This is a genomic window from Kribbella sancticallisti, from assembly GCF_039530625.1.
Taxonomy (GTDB): domain Bacteria; phylum Actinomycetota; class Actinomycetes; order Propionibacteriales; family Kribbellaceae; genus Kribbella; species Kribbella sancticallisti.
Genome location: NZ_BAAAOS010000063.1, coordinates 76,575 through 95,647, shown reverse-complemented (window position 1 = coordinate 95,647; position 19,073 = coordinate 76,575). Strand labels below are relative to the sequence as shown.

The following is a 19,073-nucleotide window of genomic DNA, read 5'->3' as shown; positions in this document are numbered from 1 at the left end:
GCCGGACTATATGTCAGTTCGGCCACTGCGCCATTTTGTCGCCGTCAGTGTCTGTTCAAGCTCCCTACTCGCTGGTAGCGTCCCGCGGACAGACCGGGAGGGGTTGTTGTGGGTAATCGCAGTCGTGCCTTGGTGATCGCACTGGGGATCTTCTTCATCGGCATCGCGGCACTGGCCAAGTTCTACGCCTATCCGACGCTGGCGGTGGCGCCGGCCGACCAGGTCGCGCAGACCGTGTCGACCGGAACGGACGCCACCATCTTCAGCGTGAAGGAGCTGCGGGAGAAGACAGGTGTCTCGCTGGAGGCCCGCCGGACGGTTCGCGGTGATGTGGCGGCCGCGAAGAAGATCAGCGAGGCGCTCGATCGCGACGTCGTGGTCTTCGACACCGCCGTCGTGACGGACGACTCGGTGGACTACAAGTTCCCCGACGACGCCTCGAAGACCGACGAGATGCCGCTGAGCTTCGTGCAGGAGCGGGTGGTGCTGGACGCGCGCACCGGTGAGGCCGTGCGCTGGGCCGGCGAGAACGAGCAGGACAACAGCGGGGAGTACATCACCACCACGCTGAAGAAGGAGGACCGGCTCAAGCCCAAGGACGGCGACCCGTACTTCCAGGGTCACCAGGGCCTGGTGCTGAAGTTCCCGTTCGGCACCGAGAAGAAGACGTACCAGTTCTGGGACACCAGCACCCGCAAGGCCTACCCGATCCAGTACAAGGGTGAGGACAAGCTCTACGGGCTGAACGTGTACGTGTTCGAGCAGGAAGTGCCGAAGCAGGACATTCCGCAGGCGAAGCCGCTGATGGTGCCGCCGGCGGTGATCAAGGAGACGGGGACCGACGCCGTCGCCGTACAGCGCAGCTACCAGAACAAGCGGACGCTGTGGATCGAGCCGACCACCGGCGCGATCATCAAGGGCCAGGAGGAGCAACTCGCCTCGCTCAGCTACAACGGCGAGCCGCGGGTCACCGCCACCAAGGTGCTGATCAAGTACGACGACGCGACGGTGAAGAAGAACGTCGACGGCGTCAAGGGCAGCGACGAGGGCAACTACAAGGCGAAGGCCGCGCAGTTGACCCTGATCGGCTTCTGGGTGCCGCTGATCTCGCTGATCATCGGGTTGCTGTTGCTCGGCCTGGTCCTCGTCCTGTCGCTCCGGCCGCGCCGGACCGTCTAGCTAGCTGTTGGCGTACTAGCTGTGGTGTGGGCTGACCAGATTGCGGTGCCGGGAACGAGCCGGCCGCGGTCTGGTCCCCAACCGCCCCAGACCTGGTCGTTGCCGGCGGGCCACTCGGGCTCGAGCAGGTCGTCGATGACGAACCCGGCGCCGGTGAGGGCACGGATCCAGTCGCCGGTGGTGCGGTGGTGCTCGGCGTAGATGGCGGTGCCCCGGTCGTCGACCTCGACGTACGGCGTGCGGTCGAAGTACGACTGGGTGATCCGCAGGCCGGCCGGGGTCGGGTCGTCCGGCATGCTCCAGCGGATCGGGTGGGTGACAGAGAACACGAGGAGTCCGCCAGGCTTCAAGGTGCGGGCGATCTCCCTCAGGGCCGCCTCGGCGTCGGCCACGAACGGCAGCGCACCGAAGGCCGAGCAGGCGATGTCGAAGGTGCCGTCCTGGAAAGGGATGGCGCCGGCATCAGCAGCCACAGTCCGTACTGCGGTGCCGGTGCGGCGGTCCAACTGCTGCCCGAGCCGGAGTTGCTCGATCGAGATGTCGAAGGCAACAACCTTCGCGCCCTGGCCGACCAGCCAGCGGGAACACTGCGCGGCACCGCAGCCGACCTCGAGGATCCGCTTGTTCCGGACGGGGCCGAGGAGTCGGGCGGTCGCCTCGTCCACACCCTCGGGGCACCAGATGAACCTGTCGTCGCCGAGGAACTCGCCGTGCTCCGCCAGATACTCCTCGGCCGCCGAGTCCCAATAGGTCCGGCTCGCCCTCGACGTCTCCGGCTCGGACAACTCCACCCGCCGCGGCTCCACCACGCCGTCAGCCTATGTCTACCCGGCAGCGCGCTTGGCCAGCGCCTCGTTCATCGCCTCGAACTGCGGTTTTATCGTCTTGTTCAGCATGCCGACGGTGAACGGCACGGCGATGCCCTTGAACTTCTCCTCCTGGATCAACCGCGATCGCCCACCCTCGAGCGGCTCGATCCGGAACGAGTGCTCGCCGTCGAAGATGCCGCCGAAACCGATCCTGCCGATCCAGCGCAACTCCTTGCCGGGCTCGACCGCGAGCAGTTCCGGGGTGAACTCGGTCTCCTTGCCGTTGGTGTCCTTGAGCACGTTGGTGATCGTCGAGCCGACCGTCAACTCGCCCGTGGACGAGACCATGAACGGGTTCCAGGTCGGGTAGGCGTCGCGGTCGGCGAGCACCTGCCACACCTGCTCGGGAGACGCGTCGATCTCGATCTCGGTGTGGAGGACCGTGGTGTGGGCGATCGCGTAGACGCAGTACCCGGCGAGCAGTACGGCGAACGCGCCGACGCCGGCGAGTACGCGGCGGCGTACGGGGGTCTTCTTCTTCTCGCTGGTGATGGTGGTGCTCATCGGGACTCCTCAGGGCCGAGGACGCTGCGCACGAGCGTCCTCGCGTAGTCGGGGGACAGTGGCTCGCCGGTGACCAGGAGCCGGTAGTACAGAGGGCCGACGAGTTGGTCGACCAGGACCGCGGGGGAGACGTGGTTCAGCACGAGTCCGGCTTCCTGCGCCTTGGCGACTACCGCTGTGACCGCACGGTGCCGCTCTGCCCAGAGAGCGCGGACGGCCTCGCCGACGCGCGGTTCGCGAGCGGCGGCCGCGGCGAGATCCGCTATCAGGGTGGTCGGAGTGGAGGCGAGATTGGTCGCTATCGCGGTGACGAGTTCGGTCAGGTCGGCACGCGGGTCGTCGGACGGCTCGAAAGGGACGTCTTCGCGCAGATGGGTGATCAGGGCGACGACCAACTCGGCCTTGGACGGCCAGCGGCGGTAGAGCGTGGTCTTGGCGACCCCGGCCTGCTCCGCGACCCGGTTGACCGAGAGAGCGTCGTAGCCGCCCCGCCGGATCTCCGCCATCGCGGCTGCCAGGACGCGCTGCTCCACGCCCGCGTCCCGCGGCCTGCCTCGCCCTGCCATCCCGTGCTCCTTTTCGCTACCGGTGTTTCGTTAATCAGCGTAGAAGACCGCATTCAATTTACGCAACTGTGGTAGCGAAATCCGGCGTACGGCAGGATGCGGGGTGTGGACGACTTCGGGGCTCTTGCGGCCAGCGCTGTTCCGCTGACCGGCGGATACGGCGGCGAGACGTTCGCTGTCAGCGCCGGCGGAGAAGACGCGGTACTGAAGCTGTATGTGAAACATCCGGACCGGGCCGCGGTAGACGTGTCGCTGATGCGGCTCGTTCGCGGGCTCCTGCCGGTGCCGCGCGTGCTGGACGCGATGCCGGATCCCGCGGGCGACGGCGCGCCGCCGTACGTGCTGACCGAGCGGTTGCCCGGGGTGAACCTGGAGACCTATCTGGCCACCGCGGGCGACAAGGAGCGGCGGAAGGTCGGGGAGCAGTTGGGCGAGTTGCTGGTCCGGTTGAGCGGGATGCCCCTCCTCACCTTCGGACAGTTCGTCGGCCGGGACCTGGTGATCGAGTCGTTCGGCGCGGGCGGACTCGAGCAGTGGTTCAACCGGTATGTGGAGGACATGGGCCTCACCCGCGACCAGGTGGACACCATGTACGCCGTACTGGACCGGGCCGAGGATCTCGCTGACAGCGGAGTGGACCGGATCTGCCTCGTGCACAGCGACTTCAACCCGAAGAACCTGCTGGTGGACCCGGACACGGCCGAGATCACCGGCCTGATCGACTGGGAGTTCGCTTACGCCGGTTCGCCGTACGCCGACCTGGGGAACCTGCTCCGGTTCTGCGAGGACCCGGTGCTGGGCGGGGCGGTGCTGAGCGTCGTACGGGCGGGAGTGGATCTCGGGGACAACCTCCAGGAGCGGGCCCGGGTGGCCGATCTGTGGGCGCTGATCGACCTCGCCGGCCGGCCGGGAGTCAACCCGGTGACGACGGCCGCGCACTCCCTGATCACCCGGATCGCCGACACGGGGAACCTGGCCGGCGGGCGGCCGGACCTCGACGTCGTACATTGAGATCAGTTGCACGTCGGGACGCCTCGGCGGGCGGCCGGTCGCCACCGGGTGCCCCGGGTTGCCCTGCCTTCGTCAATACCCGTATTCTGTGAGATGCGCTATGGGCCCGCGCGACCTCGGACGGAGCAGGCTCGTGCTCGCAGCAGTCGATGGTGATTCTGTCCTCTTCAGGTAATCCAGCGCCTTTGTTGCGATCCAACGGCCCGGGTGCACCCGCACGACACCATCAGCCCACGGAGCAACCCACCACATGACGGCCAGCATCGAGGCACCTCTCGACCCCGCAGTACGCACCACCCCGCAGGTAGCGGTCAATGACATCGGGTCGGAGGAAGACTTCCTCGCGGCGATCGATCAGACCATCAAGTACTTCAACGACGGCGACATCGTTGAGGGGACCATCGTCAAGGTCGACCGGGACGAGGTTCTCCTCGACATCGGTTACAAGACCGAAGGCGTGATTCCCTCCCGCGAGCTGTCGATCAAGCACGACGTCGACCCGAACGAGGTCGTCAACGTCGGCGACCACGTCGAGGCCCTGGTTCTCCAGAAGGAGGACAAGGAAGGCCGTCTGATCCTGTCCAAGAAGCGCGCTCAGTACGAGAAGGCGTGGGGCACGATCGAGAAGATCAAGGAAGAGGACGGCGTCGTCACCGGCACCGTCATCGAGGTCGTCAAGGGTGGACTCATCCTGGACATCGGCCTCCGCGGCTTCCTGCCGGCCTCGCTCGTCGAGATGCGTCGCGTCCGCGACCTCCAGCCGTACGTCGGCCAGGAGATCGAGGCCAAGATCATCGAGCTCGACAAGAACCGCAACAACGTGGTTCTGTCGCGTCGCGCGTGGCTGGAGCAGACGCAGTCCGAGGTGCGGATGAACTTCCTCACCCAGCTGCAGAAGGGCCAGATCCGCAAGGGTGTCGTCTCCTCGATCGTCAACTTCGGTGCCTTCGTGGACCTGGGTGGCGTCGACGGTCTGGTGCACGTCTCCGAGCTGTCCTGGAAGCACATCGACCACCCGACCGAGGTCGTCGAGGTCGGCCAGGAGGTCACCGTCGAGGTGCTGGACGTCGACATGGACCGCGAGCGCGTCTCGCTGTCGCTGAAGGCGACCCAGGAAGACCCGTGGCAGCAGTTCGCCCGGACCCACCAGATGGGCCAGATCGTGCCCGGCAAGGTCACCAAGCTGGTTCCGTTCGGTGCGTTCGTCCGCGTGGAGGAGGGCATCGAGGGTCTGGTGCACATCTCCGAGCTGGCCGAGCGTCACGTCGAGATCCCGGAGCAGGTCGTCCAGGTCAACGACGACACGATGGTCAAGATCATCGACATCGACCTCGAGCGTCGCCGGATCTCGCTGTCGCTGAAGCAGGCCAACGAGGGGCTGGACCCGGTCTCGGACGACTTCGACCCCACGCTGTACGGCATGGCGGCGACGTACGACGACCAGGGCAACTACGTCTACCCGGACGGCTTCGACCCGGAGACCGGCGAGTGGCTCGAGGGCTTCGACAAGCAGCGTGAGGAGTGGGAGCGGCAGTACGCCGAGGCCCACGCGCGCTGGGAGGCCCACAAGAAGCAGATCGAGGACGCCAAGACGGCGGACGTCGAGGCCGGCGAGGCCTCCACGTACTCGTCCGCGGCGGCCCCGAAGGACGACGCTCCCGTCGAGGGCGCGCTCGCTTCCGACGAGGCACTCCAGGCCCTCCGCGAAAAGCTGACCGGCCAGGGCTGATCCACCCAGCAGGACCCGAGACCCCCGCACCCCCGTACTGGGTGCGGGGGTCTCGCCTGTTGGCGCTGAACTTTTGTACGGAGCTCGCTTCGGCCGGCGCGGGGCGGGTGTCGTACGGGGTGCCTTCTAGCGGTCGAGGCTGGTGCAGACGCAGACCTTGTTGCCTTCGGGGTCGGCGAGGACCGTGAACGACGGCGCCTCCGAGTCGTCGACCATGCGCCCACCCGCCGCGACGGCGGCCGCGATCCGTTCCTCGGCGACCTCCGGCGGAACCCACAGGTCCAGGTGGAACCGCTGCCGCGGCGTCTCATGCGGTTCGGTGTCCTGGAACCACAGCAGCGGCAGTTGCCCGGTCGGATCGCCGACGTCGTTGCCCCGCAGCGAGTCGGTACTGCCGGTCAGCACCGCGGCCCAGAATGGCCCGATCGCGGCAAAATCGGCTGTGTCCAGCGCAAGCTCCAGTTGAGTCACGGCTGCTGGCGCAGCCGTGATCCCCTGCTCCTTGGCGACCGCGCTGATCCGCCGCGCGAGGTCCACATCGCGCTGCGTCACGTAGGAGACGACCACCTCCGGCCCGTCCTCCGGCCGGTAGACCGCGTCGCGGCTGATCAGCTTCAGGTCGACCGACTGCTCGGTCAGTCGTACCTCCGGCCGGTGCCCGGCCGCTTCGCTGACCTCGGCGACAGCGCTCACGAACCTGACGCCGGCACCGAAGTCCCCGGTCAGGAACCGCCCGTGAAAGGCCTGCGCAAGCTTCCGCCAGTCCGCCAGGTCGGCGTCGAGAATCTGCTGGGTGCCGAGCACGTCTGTCGAGTCCATGCCACCACCGTAGGACCGAACCCGGACGGTCGGCTTCCTCAAGGAATGGACTGGGTAGGGTGCGGGGGTGCTGAGAGTTGGGTTGACCGGCGGGATCGGGTCCGGGAAGAGCGCCGTGTCGGCGCGGCTGGGGGAGCGTGGGGCGGTGGTGATCGACTCGGATCTGCTCGCGCGGGAAGTGGTTGCGCGAGGCACCGACGGGTTGGCCGAGGTGGTCGCGGTCTTCGGGGACGAGGTGCTGACGGCCGAGGGTTCACTCGATCGGCCGGCCGTGGGGCGGATCGTCTTCGGGGACGAGCAGGCCCGGCGGAAACTGGAGGCGATCATCCATCCGCGGGTTCGGGCCCGGGCCGCCGAGATCGAGGCCGAGGCCCCCGAGGACGCCGTGGTGGTGCACGACATTCCGTTGCTGGTGGAGACGGGCCAGGCGGACAAGTTCGACCTGGTGCTGGTGGTCGACGTACCGCCGGAAGTGCAGGTCGAGCGGTTGACCGGCGCGCGCGGGATGGCCGAGGAGGAAGCGAAAGCACGGATCGCGAGCCAGGCGTCGCGGGACCAGCGGCTGGCGGCGGCGGACCTGGTGGTGGACAACTCCGGCACCCTCGAGGACCTCGACCGGCGGGTGGACGAGGTATGGGCGGAGCTGCTCAGGACACGGTCCGGAAACGACGCGGCAGGGCACGGTCAGGACACGAAAGGGTGACCCCTGGCCGGGAAATGATGAATCCGGGTCGACCTGTACGAGAATCTGTGCGGGTTCGTCCGGCCTGACACCCGGCCGACCTGACCATCCCTCGGCGCGTACTCCGCGTCGGTCCGCAAGTCCAATGTTGGGAGGATGGCGTGGATTGTCCGCGCTGTAGCTCTGACGTTCCCGAGGTGTCGCACTTCTGCCATCACTGTGGCAACGACGTGCAGTCCGGGGACGCTCAGCGCAAGAAGGCGTACGCGGCCAGACCGGACGAACCGGTGGCCTCGTTCAAACTGGTTTCGACGATCATGCCGCAGGGTGCCGGGCGGCAGCCGTACACCTATCGGGTCGCGCTGGGCATCGCCCTGCTGCTGACCGTGGTGACGGCCGCGCTGGGCGCCTTGCCGGTCGCGATCATGGTGGCCGCCTTCGCCATCCCGATCGTCTACATCCTCTACTTGTACGACGTGAACCTGTGGGAGGACGAGCCGATCCCGGTCGTCGCCGCGGCGTTCGTGCTGACCGGCGTACTGGCCGCGCTGTTCACCTGGCTCTGGTCGGACCGGCTGACCCTGTCGACCGACACGATCGGCATCAACGACGCCGGTCCGGCCGTACGCGACCTGGTGATCCTGATGCTCCTGGTCCCGGTCGTGTCGGAACTGATCCGGCAGATCGGCCCGATCTACCTGGCCTCCCGGCCGCGGTACGACGACCTGATGGACGGGTTCACGTTCGGCGTCGTGGCCGGTGTCGGCTTCGCCTGCTTCGAGACCCTCGTCCTGCACTGGGGCTGGATCAGCGGTGGTTTCGCCGGTCCGGGCAGCAGCACCGGCACGTGGATCTCCATCGTGGTGCTGCAGGGCTTCGTGAAGCCGCTGATCTACGGGTCGGCGACCGGCCTGGCCGTTGCCGAGTTCTCCGGTCTGGGCGAGAAGTACGACGGCTTCACCCCGCGCTGGGTGTTCGGCCTGCTGCAGGCGATGATGGTCAACGCGCTGTACCAGGGTGGTGTCTACCTGCTCGGCTTCGTCGGTGGTCACGGCTCGACCGTCGGCGCGATCCTGGCTGTGCTCTGGGGTCTGCTGCTGCTCGGCGCGCTGATCATCCGGGTCCGGACCGTGCTGCACACGGGCCTGCTCGAGGCGGCCCTGGAGTCCGCCGCGCGCGGCGGCTCGAACCACGCCTCCGGCGACCTGGCATTCTGCTCCCGCTGTGAGATGCCGCTGCTGCCCCACTCGGACTTCTGCTCCGCCTGTGGCAACTCGGTGCGCTCCGTGCCGAAGTCCGAGCGTGGAGTGGTGGCCCAGGAGAGCGTGCCGGTCGCAGGCTTCGACGGAACGACTGGGGAGACGCAGGCATGAGCAACCAGCAACCGCCGTACGGCCAGGGCGGCCAGCCCGGACAGCCGTACGGAGGCCAGCCGGGCTACGGCCAGCCGGGCCAGCCGCAGCCGGGCCGGCCGGGCCCGCAGCCGGGTCAGCCGGGCCCGCAGCAGGGTCAGCCGCCGTACGGCGGACCGCAGCAGCCGCCGCCTCCGGGCTACGGGCAGCCGGGGCGACCGCCGTACCAGGGGCAGCCTCCGCAGGGCCAGCCGCCGCAGGGGCCGCCGCCGCAAGGGCCGCCTCCGCAGGGCCAGCCGCCGCAGGGGCCGCCGCCGCAAGGGCCGCCTCCGCAGGGGCGTCCGCCGCAGCCGCCTTATCAGGGGCAGCCGACGCAGCAGCCGCCGTACCCGCAGGGGCCTCCGCCTCAGCAGTACACGGGCCAGCCGCAGTACCAGGGCCAGCAGCCGGGCTACCCGCCGCAGCAGGGGTTCCCTGGGCAGCAGCAGCCGGGGCAACAGCAGTGGGGTCCGCAGTACGGCGGCGGTGCAGGGCGCGGCGGCAAGGGCAACAACAAGATCCTCCTGCTCGCAGGTGGAGGTCTTGCCGCGGTAGCTGTCATCGGTGTCGTCTTGGCGCTGGTGTTCGGCGGCGGTGACGACGACACGGTCCAGCCGGAGCCCACCACCCCGACCAGCCAGCCGTCGGGCGAGCCGAGCACCGAGCCGAGCACTGAACCGAGCACCGAGCCCAGCACGGAGCCGAGCACGGAGCCGAGTACAGAGCCGAGCACCGAGCCGAGTACCGAGCCGACCAGCGGCGCCGACGAGGGCATTGAGGTCGCCGAAGGCGTCTACGTGAAGCCGCAGTCCGGCTACCTCCGCAAGTCGCTGGAAGGGTTCAGCGGCGTTTACCTGCTCAAGCAGGGCGAGGCGTTCTTCATGGTGAACGCGGCCAAGACGAGCAGCACCACCTCGACTCTGCTGCCGACGCTGCTGAACGCGGAGAAGAAGGGCCTGACCCAGTTCAAGGCGAATAGCCCGCGCGAACTCAAGTCCGGTGGGAACAACCAGTCGAACGTCAAGCTCGTCACCACCCAGACCTTCGAGGCGGTCGCGACCAGCCAGAACAAGAGCCTGCCGGTGATCGGTTTCGTCGGCGTGATCGAGCGCAACGACGGCGTGGTCACGATCATCCGGGTCTACGGTCGCAAGGACAAAGCCGCCAGCATCCAGAAGGACTCGACGGCGATGCTGCAGTCGGTGATCAAGAGCCAGTGAACGGAAAGCGCGACAAGCCCCAAGGCCCCCGCAACCCCTGGGTCCGCAAGACGGACTCGGGGGAGGAGGAACCTGCCACCCCAGAACCAGACCTCCCACCATCCCCCTGGTCCCTGGAGGTCCCACCCCGCCCAACCTCCCCATGGGACCCCAACACCCCAGACACCACCGGCACCCCAGCCACTGGCACCACTGCAGGCACCGCCGGTAGCGGAGCCCCGCCAACCGCCGGCACCACGGGCGCCGACGCAGCCGGTGCAGGTGTCCAGGGCACGGGTACTGCCGGCGCGGCCCGTACCGGAGGTGCAGGTGCTCAAGGCGCGGGTTCTGCCGGCGGAGCCGGTGCTGGTGGTGCGGGTGCGGGTGTCCAGGGCACGGGTACTGCCGGCACAGCCGGTGCCGGAGTACAGGGTGCTGGTGGGGCTTCGTCGTGGGGGGATCAGGTGGGGCCGCCGTCTTTGCGGCGGGCGGAGCCTGTCAAGAAGCGGCCGACTGTTCCGCCGGTGCTTCTTCCGATCGCGGCAGGTCTGGCAGTTGTCGCGCTGGTCGCCGTCGCTCTGGTCCTGCTCACCGGGGGAGACGACTCCGCCGACCCCGGCCTTCCGCCCACCTCCAGCACGCCGACCTCGACGTACACACCGCCCGCCAACGCGATCCCGGTCGCACAGGGCGTCTCCGTGGTGCCGGTCGAGGGCTGGAGTCCGCTGGAGAAGGAGACCAACGGCAAGCAACTGGTCACCTACGCGCCGAACGGTGAGCCACGCGCCTTCCTCTGGGTCCGGCAGAAGCAGAACGTGACGGCGAACGCCTTCGCGGTCGGCATCGTCGAGGGCGAGACCGACAAGGAGATCGCTCAGCTAGGCAACGTCCGGAACCTGCCGTGCCCGAAGGACGTCTTGGTGGAGTGCGTAGCGATCTCCTACACCTCCACCTCCGAGGGCATCAAGATCCAGGGCTGGGTGGAGGCGTACCGGCGCAAGGACGGCCTGGTCACGGCGATGGACTTCCGGAGCCGAGCCGACTATGCCCAGAAGGCCGAGGCCGACGCGGCCCCGATGAAGCAGTCGGTGCTCGACAGCCTCTGACGTGTTCCACGCCACACACCCGCTCCACCCCCAACCGCTTCACCCGCACCTGTCCCACCACACCTGCTCCACCGCTCCTGTTCCACCGCACCTGCTCCACCACAACCAGCTCCACCCACACCGCCTAATCCCATGACACACCGCGAGGGGCGATCATGAGTCAGCAGTACGGACCTCCGCAGCAACCGCCTGTCCAGGGTGGTTGGGGGCCCGGCCCGGCCGGACCGCAGTACCGGTCGGCCAAGCCGTCGCGCACCCCGTGGATCGTGATGGGTGGCGCGGTGCTCGCGGTCATCCTGATCGCGGTCGGAGTGGTCCTGCTCGTCAGTAGCGGCGGCGACGACAACGCGGGCGGCACCGCCCCGGCCGCCAACGACAGCCTGACGCCGGCCCCGGTGGGCACCCTCTACACCCCGCCGACGCCGACCGAGGCCCCGAAGACCAAGGGCCCGGGCGATGTCGGCGTCGAGGTGGGTGGCGGGGTCTGGTTCACCCCGGCCAAGGGCTGGCTCCAGGGCCCGGACAAGACCATCTCGGGGAAGTACTACATCCTCCAGGAGTTCAACAAGCGCGGGCTGATCGACGGCTACTACTGGGTCCGCCAGACCGAGCTGTACGACGCCAAGGGCTTCGCCGAGCACCTGGTCGACATCGAGTCGAACGGCTATCACAACGTCCGGATCAGCAAGGGGATCGCGCTGAACTGCCCGAGCGAGGCGCTCAAGGCGTGCTACTCGATCTCGTACTCCGCGAACGTGCCGACGAAGAGCGGCAAGCTGCTCCCGTTCAAGGGGTTCATCACCACCTACCAGGACCAGTACGGCAAGGTGACGGCGACGGACGCCGGGCTCGAGGTCAAGGTCTACGACCGCCGGGTGAACGAGCTGCTCTTCATGAACAACACCCTGGTCAAGAGCTTCTGAGCCAGGGGCCAGGCACCGCGCCCCGGGCGGATTTTCGGACCTGCCAGACCGGGGCGGAGGGGTAGGGACAGAAAAGTGTCTGCGGCGCGCCGTACGGTGGAGGGCATGAGACAGGTCACCGATCTCCAGCGTATGGTCGCGCCCCTCAAGGTCGTGTCCGACTTCGATCCGGCCGGCGACCAGCCGGCCGCGATCGCCGAGCTCGAGCGCCGGATCAACGCGGGCGAGCAGGACGTGGTGCTGCTGGGCGCCACGGGTACGGGTAAGACGGCCACGATGGCGTGGCTCGCGGAGAAGGTCCAGCGGCCGATGCTGATCCTCCAGCCGAACAAGACGCTGGCCGCCCAGTTCGCGACCGAACTGCGGCACTTCTTCCCCGCGAACGCGGTCGAGTACTTCGTCTCGTACTACGACTACTACCAGCCAGAGGCGTATGTCCCGCAGACGGACACCTACATCGAGAAGGACTCCTCGATCAACGAGGAGGTTGAGCGGCTCCGGCACTCCGCGACCTGGTCCCTGCTGACCCGGCGCGACGTCGTCGTGGTCGCGACCGTGTCCTGCATCTACGGCCTGGGCTCCGCCGACGAGTACCTGAACCGGATGATCCACGTGAAGGTCGGCGACGAGATGGACCGCGACGGTCTGCTCCGCAAACTGGTCGGCGTGCAGTACGCGCGCAACGACCTGGCCGGCACCCGCGGCACCTTCCGGGTCCGCGGCGACACGCTCGAGGTCTTCCCGGTCTACCAGGAGCTCGCCGTTCGGGTGGAGTTCTTCGGTGACGAGATCGAGCGGGTGATGACGCTGCACCCGCTGACCGGCGAGGTGCTGAGCGAGGAGAACGAGCTCTACATCGGCGCCGCGACGCACTACGTGACCGCGCCCGAGAAGATGGAACGCGCGATCAACAGCATCGAGGCCGAGCTCGAGGAGCGGCTGGCCGAGCTGGAGAAGGGCGGGCAGTTGCTGGAGGCGCAGCGGCTGCGGATGCGGACGACGTACGACATCGAGATGATGCGGCAGATCGGCACCTGTTCCGGGATCGAGAACTACTCCCGGCACACCGACGGCCGCGCCCCCGGTACGGCGCCGCACTGCCTGCTGGACTACTTCCCCGAGGACTTCCTGCTGGTGATCGACGAGTCGCACGTCACCGTGCCGCAGATCGGCGGGATGTACGAGGGCGACATGTCCCGCAAGCGGACCCTGGTCGAGCACGGCTTCCGGCTGCCGTCAGCGATGGACAACCGGCCGCTGCGCTGGGAGGAGTTCCTGGAGCGGATCGGCCAGACGGTCTACCTGTCCGCGACCCCGGGGCAGTACGAGCAGGACAAGTCCGACGGGTTCGTCGAGCAGATCATCCGGCCGACGGGTCTGATCGACCCCGAGGTGATCGTGAAGCCGACCAAGGGCCAGATCGACGACCTGATCCACGAGATCCGGATCCGGGTCGAGAAGGACGAGCGGGTGCTCGTCACGACGCTGACCAAGAAGATGTCGGAGGATCTGACCGACTACCTGCTGGAGATGGGGATCCGGACCAGGTATCTGCACAGCGAGGTGGACACGCTGCGCCGGGTCGAGCTGCTCCGCGAACTGCGGATGGGCGAGTTCGACGTACTGGTCGGCATCAACCTGCTGCGCGAGGGTCTGGACCTGCCCGAGGTGTCGCTGGTCGCGATCCTGGACGCCGACAAGGAGGGCTTCCTGCGCTCCGGGCGGTCGCTGATCCAGACGATCGGCCGCGCGGCCCGGAACGTGTCGGGTGCCGTCTTCATGTACGCGGACAAGATCACCCCGTCGATGGAGATGGCGATCGACGAGACCAACCGTCGCCGCGCCAAGCAGGTCGCCTACAACCTCGAGAACGGCGTCGACCCGCAGCCGCTGCGCAAGCGGATCGCCGACATCACCGACATGCTCGCCCGCGAGGACGCGGACACCGCCGAGCTGCTCGGGAACGGCCGGAGCCAGAGCCGCGGCAAGGCGCCGGTGCCTGGTGGCGGCAAGCTGAAGGCGGGGGAGAAGGCCAAGGAACTGGCCGGCGGGCTGCCGTCGTCCGACCTGGCCGACCTGATCCAGCAGCTCACGGACCAGATGCACAACGCCGCCGCCGAGCTCCAGTTCGAGGTCGCCGCCCGCTACCGCGACGAGATCTCGGAACTGAAGAAGGAACTGCGCCAGATGGTCAACGCGGGCGCCAAGTAGCCCACCGCGAGCATCGTCAAGGGCCCACCGGTACGCGGTACCGGTGGGCCTCGCGCGCCCGGCCGTCGAACGCCCGGGGCCACGCGATCTCCAACCGCTTCAGTTGAAACCCGGCGGCGACTGCTGGTCGGGAGCGACTACCCGTTGGACAATCCCGTCGAGACGTTCGACGGATGGAGACGTTCGACGGATGGAGACGCTCGATGGGGAGTTGCGAGAGATGAGACTGACCGCAGCGGAGTTGCTCGAGTACTGCCTCGGCAAGCCGGGGGCGTGGCAGGACGAGCCGTGGGAGGGGGACGTGGTCGCGAAGGTGTCCGACAAGATCTTCGCGTTCCTCGGCTCCGGCGACTCGGTCGGGCTCAAGTGCGGCAACAACCGGGAGGAGGCGGACGAACTCGTCGACACCTATCCGGAGGATGTGACCAAGTCGGCCTACATCGGGCGTTCGGGCTGGAACACCGTACGCCTCGGGGGTGCCGTGCCCGACGACGAGATCCTGGAGTTGGTCGACATGTCGTACCAGACGATCGTGGGGAAACTGCCGAAGTCCAGACGTCCACCGGTAGCAACCTGATCACTCAGACGGGTTATTCCCGTCGCGGGACGTGATCATCCCGACAGGCGGGATTGAGGTCCTCGATTTGGAAACTCGGACACCAACCGGCCAGAATGGTGTTCGGAGAAGGGGAGTATTCCTTTCGCGGCGGTATCGTCATCACGGTCAAGGGGTTCGTCTCCGCGCCCGGTGCCGCCGGCCAGGCTCGACTGATCGAGCCAGGCGGAAGAGACCTTCGGAGTCCGTCTTTTCGTCTGCGCTCCGGAGGTTTTCCTGTGCATGTTCACGACTACGTCTGGTACATCACCGTCGGGTTGCTGTTGGCCCTGCTGGCCTTCGACGTCTTCATCATCGGACGCCGGCCGCACGAACCCACCACGAAGGAATCCGCCCGGGCGATCGTCTTCTACGTCTCCCTGGCGATCGTCTTCGGGCTGGGCGTCTGGGTCTTCTCCGGCGGGCAGTACGCGGGCGAGTTCTTCGCCGGCTGGCTGACGGAGTACAGCCTCAGCGTCGACAACCTCTTCATCTTCCTGATCATCATGGGCAGGTTCCAGGTGCCCAGGAAGTACCAGCAGACCGCTCTGCTGGTCGGCATCATCCTGGCGCTGTTCTTCCGCGGCATCTTCATCGCCGTCGGCGCGGCCGCGATCAACCAGTTCTCCTGGGTCTTCTACCTGTTCGGCGCGTTCCTGGTCTACACCGCGATCCACCTGGCCAAGCAGGGTGAGAACGACGATGACGACTACAAGGAGAACGCGGTCATCCGGTTCGCCAAGCGCCGGCTGAAGGCCACCGACGAGTACAACGGCGTGAAGCTGTCCGTCGTGAAGAACGGCAAGCGCTTCGTCACCCCGATGGCGATCGTGATCATCGCGCTGGGCACCACCGACCTGTTGTTCGCGCTCGACTCGATCCCGGCGATCTACGGTCTGACCCAGGAGCCCTTCCTGGTCTTCACCGCCAACGTCTTCGCCCTGATGGGTCTGCGCCAGTTGTACTTCCTGCTCGGCGACCTGCTGCGCCGGCTGGTCTACCTGTCGCTCGGACTCTCGGTCGTGCTCGCTTTCATCGGCGTGAAGCTGGTGTTCCACGCGATGCATGAGAACGAACTGCCGTTCATCAACGGTGGCGAGCACATCAAGTGGGCGCCGGAGATTCCGATCTGGTTCTCGCTCGGCTTCATCATCATCACGCTGGGCGTCACGACGATCCTCAGCCTCCGGAAGTCCCGCAACATGCCGCCCCATCACGAGGTCACTCCGGCCGACGACGGTGCGGCGGACGGCAGCCCGGCGGTTGCTCGCCCGCAGGACGTGGTGGCGTCCGAGGCAGGCGGCGGCGAGCTCGACGAGGCGACCCGCGCCGAGCTCGATGGTCTGCACGAGCCCGAGCAGACAGACTCCAAGAAGGCCTGAACCAACGGAAAGCGCCCGGATCCCCAGTGCGGGTCCGGGCGCTTTCTGCTTGCCAAGAAGCGGATGGCTGGGTCAGAAACGGGCGACTGCCACGAGCGTTTCCCGGCGTTCGGGGAGGAGGGCCTCGTTCTCGAGCCTCTTGCCTGTCTCGGAGGCGTGCAGCATGCCTTCGGCGGAGACGAAGCCGACGTGGTGGACCTTCTTGCCAGGGCGCGCGAAGAAGTACAGGTCACCAGGGCGAGCCTCGTCGATCGGGATGTGCTCCAGGGCGTCCGCCTGGTCGTGCGCGTCCCGCGGAACCCGCCGGCCGAGCACCCGGCTCACCGCGTGCACCAGTCCCGAACAGTCCAGCCCGTACTGCGACGTCCCGCCCCACAGGTACTCGAGCCCGAGGAACAACGAGCCCAGCCGGATCCGGTCCTCGGGGGTGCTCGGCGACTCCACGGCACGCAGTACGTCGTCCGACAGCCAGCCGAGCCCGCCGTCGGGCAGCGCGACCCGGGTGAACCCGTCCGCCTTCTCCACCGACGCCAGCACGGTCGCGAACGACAGCTCAGCCACATGCCCCGACCCGGGCTCGCCGAACAACTCCGCCGACGGCACGGTGATCGTCACCGGCGCGGTAGCGCTCCCCGGCAGCTCACCGAGATGGCTGGACGGCACCCACCCCGGATAGCCGAGCTCATCCGCCGAGGACGGCTGCCACGGTGCCAGGATCTCGGACCAGCCGTTGCTTTCGGAGCGGACCAGGACCGGCTCGGCGAACAGCAACTGGGTCAGGGTCCGCCCGTGCAGTCCCAGCCGGGTCTCGGTGTCCATCGACTTGGCCCAGGCGGCTACGTCGGGCTTGTCGGCGACGGCGGCAGCGTCGATGTCTCGCGGTGCGTCCGGGGAGGTCCAGACGGTGCTGACCGGGACTTTGGCGGCGGCTAGCTTCATGCGCTCAACCCTGTCACGCCGAGTCCATCGCCCGTCGGCAGGTGGATCGTCGAACCCTCGTACCGGATCCCGCCGAGCACTGGCGGCTCCTTCAGCCACCAGGCCGCGTCGAGGTCGTTGACCGCGGTCGTCGGGTACGCCGCGACGAGGGCGGCCGCCGCTCCGACGCCGACGTGGCTCTCCATCATCGAGCCGACGATCGAGCCGAGCCCGTGCTCGCGAGCCAACTCCAGCAGCGTCCGGGCCGGACCGAGTCCGCCGCACTTGGCCAGCTTCACGTTGACCAGGTCGGCCGCGCCGTGCCGGATCACCGCCACCAGGTCGCGTACGCCGTACACGGACTCGTCGGCGAGGATCGGCGTACTGACCCGGTCGGTGATCCAGGCCATCCCTTCGAGATCGGCGGCGGGGACGGGCTGCTCGACGAGTCCGATGTCGCAGCCGGCGTCTTCGAGTGCGCGGATCGCCGTCACGGCGTCGCGGCGCGACCAGCCCTGGTTCGCGTCCAGCCGCAGCCGCGGATCCGGCCCGATCGCCTCGCGGACCCGGCGTACCCGCTCGAAGTCGGCCTTCGCGTCACCGGTGCCGACCTTGACCTTCAGTACGCCGAACCCGTCGGCGACCCGGTCCACCCCGGCCGCTGCGAGTGACTCGGGATCCCCGGCGGACAGCGTCACGTCGGTCTGGACCGAGGTCACCGTCGAGCCGAGGAAACCGTGCAAGGTCTGCCCTCGCCGGCGAGCGGCCAGGTCGTGCAACGCGACGTCCACAGCCGCCTTGGCGCCGAAGTTTCCCTGCGCTGAACCCTGGATCCGGCGGAGCGCCTCGGTGAAGTCGTCGGGCTCCAGGCCGGTCAGAGCGGAAGCGATCGGTCCCTCGACGCAGGCCTGAGCGCCCGCGAGCGACTCGCCGGTCACCTTCCAGACCTGCGGTGCCTCGCCCCAGCCGCTCAGCGAACCGTCGCTGATCTCGACCAGCAGAGATTCCGCGTGCGTCGCGGTCCGGAGCGCGGTCACGAACGGCGTGTGCAACGGCGCCGAGACGAGATGGGTGGTGATCTTCACCGGACTGCCTCCAGGTCGTGCCGGTGGTCCCAGGCTGCCGCCGCGATCTCGGCGATGAGCCTGCTCGCGTCCTGATCAGGCAAGTCGGACGTCGTGCAGACCGTCAGTACGAACGCCTCGGCGTCGTCGGGCCGGACGATCCCGCCGTCGTGCCTGATCCCCGTGTCCCAGCCGTTCTTGTGCTCGACCCGCGTCCCCGCCGGTACTCCGGCCGGGATCTCACCATTCCAGGTGTTCCCGGCCAGCAAGTCCCGCACGTACTCTCCGGAAGGGCTCTTGTCATTGCCAACCGCAACCAGTACCGCGGCCAGGTCCGCTGGGCTCATCAGGTTGCTGATCCGGGCGCGCTGAGCGGCCGTGTCGTCGATGCCCCGGCGGATCACGCTCTGCCCGGACCCGTACTCGGCCAGTACCGCGTTCGCCGCGTCCACGCCGGTCTGCTCAAGCACGAGATTGGTCGCGAGATTGCTCGACACGGTGATCATCTCGGTGGTCAGCCAGGTGAGCGGCACCTGCTCGCCCATCTTGGTCCAGGTGTTCGGCGCCTCGTCCTCGGCCGGGTTCACCCCGAACCGTCCGCCCGCCGCGGACGCGAAGTCGTTGTGCACGGTGACCGGCTGGTCCAGCGCGAGCTCACCGGAGTCCACCTTGCGCGTCATCGCGATCGCGACCGGCAGCTTCATCGTGCTCGCGGAGTAGTGCGCCCGGTCCGCGGCGTGCGTGAACACCGGGTGGCCGTCGAGCCGCCCCAGCCAGACACCGAAGTCGCCGCGCCCGGCGACTCCGGCGAGAAGGTCTGCGATTCCCATGATGGTTACTTTTCCACACCGCACGCCCGAACGCCGCAATGAGTTGACGACTGTGGACAACTCCACCCGCGACCTTGCCGGGCCTGGCAGACTTC

Annotated in this window: 18 protein-coding genes; 11 read left to right on the top strand and 7 right to left on the bottom strand. The window is 67.9% G+C overall.

The features are described 5' to 3' along the window. The first annotated feature begins 108 nt into the window (after nt 1-108). Nucleotides 109-1,179 carry a cell envelope lipid trafficking protein PgfA gene (gene pgfA / locus ABD255_RS39055; RefSeq protein WP_344221857.1) on the top strand — a complete coding sequence of 357 codons (1,071 nt, stop codon included), beginning with the start codon at nt 109-111 and terminating at the stop codon, nt 1,177-1,179. Here pgfA and ABD255_RS39050 read toward each other — a convergent pair. The 3 genes from ABD255_RS39050 to ABD255_RS39040 are packed head-to-tail and all read right to left on the bottom strand — an operon-like array spanning nt 1,176 to nt 3,118. Further along, nucleotides 1,176-1,988 carry a class I SAM-dependent methyltransferase gene (locus ABD255_RS39050; RefSeq protein WP_344221856.1) on the bottom strand — a complete coding sequence of 271 codons (813 nt, stop codon included), beginning with the start codon at nt 1,986-1,988 and terminating at the stop codon, nt 1,176-1,178. The genes pgfA and ABD255_RS39050 overlap by 4 nt on opposite strands. A gap of 15 nt (nt 1,989-2,003) precedes the next feature. Further along, nucleotides 2,004-2,552 (bottom strand): SRPBCC family protein, encoded by a 549-nt coding sequence (locus ABD255_RS39045; protein ID WP_344221855.1) that lies wholly within the window; start codon nt 2,550-2,552, stop codon nt 2,004-2,006. Further along, nucleotides 2,549-3,118, bottom strand: coding sequence for a TetR/AcrR family transcriptional regulator (locus ABD255_RS39040; RefSeq protein ID WP_344221854.1), 570 nt, complete (start codon nt 3,116-3,118; stop codon nt 2,549-2,551). The genes ABD255_RS39045 and ABD255_RS39040 overlap by 4 nt, the downstream gene beginning before the upstream one ends. Nucleotides 3,119-3,223: 105 nt before the next feature. Here ABD255_RS39040 and ABD255_RS39035 point away from each other — a divergent pair, with 105 nt between their 5' ends. Together ABD255_RS39035 and rpsA are read left to right on the top strand one after the other, a co-directional pair. Next, nucleotides 3,224-4,129, top strand: a complete 906-nt coding sequence (locus tag ABD255_RS39035; protein ID WP_344221853.1) for a phosphotransferase family protein — start codon at nt 3,224-3,226, stop codon at nt 4,127-4,129. Between the two features lie 250 nt (nt 4,130-4,379). After that, the gene (gene rpsA / locus ABD255_RS39030) at nt 4,380-5,858 is read left to right on the top strand and encodes a 30S ribosomal protein S1 (RefSeq protein WP_344221852.1); all 1,479 of its coding nucleotides are present in this window, start codon (nt 4,380-4,382) and stop codon (nt 5,856-5,858) included. A gap of 126 nt (nt 5,859-5,984) precedes the next feature. On the opposite strand, the gene ABD255_RS39025 is transcribed toward rpsA, so the two are convergent. Further along, a complete protein-coding gene (locus tag ABD255_RS39025) occupies nt 5,985-6,677 on the bottom strand; it encodes a VOC family protein (RefSeq protein ID WP_344221851.1) in 693 nt (230 codons plus the stop codon). Nucleotides 6,678-6,744: 67 nt separating this feature from the next. Here ABD255_RS39025 and coaE point away from each other — a divergent pair, with 67 nt between their 5' ends. The 8 genes from coaE to ABD255_RS38985 all read left to right on the top strand — a co-directional run bounded on the left by coaE (nt 6,745) and on the right by ABD255_RS38985 (nt 16,166). After that, nucleotides 6,745-7,380: a dephospho-CoA kinase gene (gene coaE / locus ABD255_RS39020; RefSeq protein ID WP_344221850.1), complete on the top strand. Its 636-nt coding sequence runs from the start codon at nt 6,745-6,747 to the stop codon at nt 7,378-7,380. Nucleotides 7,381-7,556: 176 nt separating this feature from the next. After that, the gene (locus ABD255_RS39015) at nt 7,557-8,732 is read left to right on the top strand and encodes a PrsW family glutamic-type intramembrane protease (RefSeq protein WP_344221849.1); all 1,176 of its coding nucleotides are present in this window, start codon (nt 7,557-7,559) and stop codon (nt 8,730-8,732) included. Continuing rightward, entirely contained in the window at nt 8,729-9,970 is a 1,242-nt protein-coding gene (locus ABD255_RS39010; RefSeq protein WP_344221848.1) for a hypothetical protein, read from the top strand. The genes ABD255_RS39015 and ABD255_RS39010 overlap by 4 nt, the downstream gene beginning before the upstream one ends. Before the next feature lie 503 nt (nt 9,971-10,473). Continuing rightward, nucleotides 10,474-11,055: a hypothetical protein gene (locus ABD255_RS39005; protein ID WP_344221847.1), complete on the top strand. Its 582-nt coding sequence runs from the start codon at nt 10,474-10,476 to the stop codon at nt 11,053-11,055. A 155-nt stretch (nt 11,056-11,210) separates the two neighbouring features. Then, nucleotides 11,211-11,978 carry a hypothetical protein gene (locus ABD255_RS39000; protein ID WP_344221846.1) on the top strand — a complete coding sequence of 256 codons (768 nt, stop codon included), beginning with the start codon at nt 11,211-11,213 and terminating at the stop codon, nt 11,976-11,978. Between the two features lie 105 nt (nt 11,979-12,083). After that, a complete protein-coding gene (gene uvrB, locus ABD255_RS38995; RefSeq protein WP_344221845.1) occupies nt 12,084-14,189 on the top strand; it encodes an excinuclease ABC subunit UvrB in 2,106 nt (701 codons plus the stop codon). 220 nt (nt 14,190-14,409) lie between these two features. Continuing rightward, nucleotides 14,410-14,766 carry an MmcQ/YjbR family DNA-binding protein gene (locus ABD255_RS38990; RefSeq protein WP_344221844.1) on the top strand — a complete coding sequence of 119 codons (357 nt, stop codon included), beginning with the start codon at nt 14,410-14,412 and terminating at the stop codon, nt 14,764-14,766. Between the two features lie 257 nt (nt 14,767-15,023). Then, nucleotides 15,024-16,166 carry a TerC family protein gene (locus ABD255_RS38985; RefSeq protein WP_344221843.1) on the top strand — a complete coding sequence of 381 codons (1,143 nt, stop codon included), beginning with the start codon at nt 15,024-15,026 and terminating at the stop codon, nt 16,164-16,166. A 72-nt stretch (nt 16,167-16,238) separates the two neighbouring features. Here the strand turns inward: ABD255_RS38985 and ABD255_RS38980 are convergent, their stop codons facing one another. Genes ABD255_RS38980 through ABD255_RS38970 form a run of 3 tightly spaced genes read right to left on the bottom strand, consistent with a single transcriptional unit; the run spans nt 16,239 to nt 18,978 of the window. Beyond that, nucleotides 16,239-17,105, bottom strand: coding sequence for a C40 family peptidase (locus ABD255_RS38980; RefSeq protein WP_344221842.1), 867 nt, complete (start codon nt 17,103-17,105; stop codon nt 16,239-16,241). Continuing rightward, nucleotides 17,102-18,169: a mandelate racemase/muconate lactonizing enzyme family protein gene (locus ABD255_RS38975; protein ID WP_344221841.1), complete on the bottom strand. Its 1,068-nt coding sequence runs from the start codon at nt 18,167-18,169 to the stop codon at nt 17,102-17,104. Before ABD255_RS38975 ends, ABD255_RS38980 begins: the two co-directional genes overlap by 4 nt. Continuing rightward, nucleotides 18,166-18,978, bottom strand: coding sequence for a serine hydrolase (locus tag ABD255_RS38970; protein ID WP_344221840.1), 813 nt, complete (start codon nt 18,976-18,978; stop codon nt 18,166-18,168). The genes ABD255_RS38975 and ABD255_RS38970 overlap by 4 nt, the downstream gene beginning before the upstream one ends. Nucleotides 18,979-19,073: the final 95 nt, after the last annotated feature.

Excerpts from the sequence above, each read along its gene's own strand:
- ABD255_RS39000 (WP_344221846.1), top strand. The coding sequence starts at position 11,211 with ATGAGTCAGCAGTACGGACCTCCGCAGCAACCGCCTGTCCAGGGTGGT.
- ABD255_RS38980 (WP_344221842.1), bottom strand. The coding sequence starts at position 17,105 with ATGAAGCTAGCCGCCGCCAAAGTCCCGGTCAGCACCGTCTGGACCTCC.
- ABD255_RS39040 (WP_344221854.1), bottom strand. The coding sequence starts at position 3,118 with ATGGCAGGGCGAGGCAGGCCGCGGGACGCGGGCGTGGAGCAGCGCGTC.
- ABD255_RS39010 (WP_344221848.1), top strand. The coding sequence starts at position 8,729 with ATGAGCAACCAGCAACCGCCGTACGGCCAGGGCGGCCAGCCCGGACAG.
- ABD255_RS39025 (WP_344221851.1), bottom strand. The coding sequence starts at position 6,677 with ATGGACTCGACAGACGTGCTCGGCACCCAGCAGATTCTCGACGCCGAC.
- ABD255_RS38970 (WP_344221840.1), bottom strand. The coding sequence starts at position 18,978 with ATGGGAATCGCAGACCTTCTCGCCGGAGTCGCCGGGCGCGGCGACTTC.
- ABD255_RS39045 (WP_344221855.1), bottom strand. The coding sequence starts at position 2,552 with ATGAGCACCACCATCACCAGCGAGAAGAAGAAGACCCCCGTACGCCGC.
- ABD255_RS38990 (WP_344221844.1), top strand. The coding sequence starts at position 14,410 with ATGAGACTGACCGCAGCGGAGTTGCTCGAGTACTGCCTCGGCAAGCCG.
- uvrB (WP_344221845.1), top strand. The coding sequence starts at position 12,084 with ATGAGACAGGTCACCGATCTCCAGCGTATGGTCGCGCCCCTCAAGGTC.
- rpsA (WP_344221852.1), top strand. The coding sequence starts at position 4,380 with ATGACGGCCAGCATCGAGGCACCTCTCGACCCCGCAGTACGCACCACC.